1 protein-coding gene is annotated in these 1018 nt (G+C 46.6%); it reads right to left on the bottom strand.

Features of this window, described 5'->3' with window-relative positions:
- Window positions 1–865, bottom strand: an 865-nt coding sequence (locus ACFVSN_RS45230) for a 2-dehydropantoate 2-reductase (protein WP_387959347.1), incomplete at its 3' end; no start/stop codon positions are given.
- Between the last annotated feature and the right edge of the window lie 153 nt (window positions 866–1018).

Consider the following 1018-nt stretch of genomic DNA (forward strand, 5'->3'; position numbering starts at 1 on the left):
CTTTTATGCTGCGGTGTAAAAACGTGAGATGAACGGCCGGCAATCCGCGGCTTTCCGCTTCTTTTACAAGGTAGCCGATAATCGCATCAACCTCTGTCCGCCTGCCTGCCATGATATCGACGAGCATGGAAGAATGATTTTTTTCCGTCAGTCTGCACACTTCGCAAACCTTGTTCCACGCTTTTTCTCTATCGGCGAGGCCAAGAATTGTCTCCGCTTCTTCAAATACGTTTCTCATATACTTTTTGTAAGCGTCATTTCTTAACAGCTCTCCGTTTTTCACGCGCAGCAATGCAGTTAACGGGTTGATGCATACATTTATGATCAGTTTTCCCGTTAACAGCCGATACCAGTCGTTTTCATCATATACGGGAAAATCCCGATGCATGCCGGAAAAGATGCTTTTGATCGTTTCCGGCCGGGATGCGCTGAATACACTCCATCTTACGGCTCCCGCTCCCGTATGTTCAACGGCATGATCTGATATCTTTTTTGCTCCGTGCTCAACAGTGCCGACATAAAGCGAATGATCTGTTTGCCAATCTTTCATGTCGTGTATGTGTCCCATGCCGTTTTGCAAAAACAGCACATTCGTCTCTTTTATCGTCTCAAGATCCCGCAGCACAGCACTGAGCTGGTGCTGTTTAACGGCTGCGATTAAGAGGTCGAATCCGGAAGTGATGCCCGTTTGCGCTCTGCATGCCGCCGTACATTCTATTCCGTCTTTCACAAGCCGTATACCGCCTGAGTTAATCGCATCAGCCTGCTCCGTCCGCCGCGTAATGACCGTTACCTGATGGCGGGACGATAAGTAGTAAGCACATAAAAGGCCTACCGCTCCGCCGCCGATAATTCCGATTTTCACACTGTCACACCCTATATCTGCATTTTTCCATATTATCATAGCAGAAGCCGCCGCAAATTACTTCAATTTCGTTTTGAGCAAAAAGACTGGCAAGCATATTATAGTTGGAATTTTCAATTAAAGCGTTTACAATAATGGTAGAACACAACAAAG

The organism is Kitasatospora sp. NPDC057904 (assembly GCF_042887925.1).
Lineage (GTDB): Bacteria > Actinomycetota > Actinomycetes > Streptomycetales > Streptomycetaceae > Kitasatospora.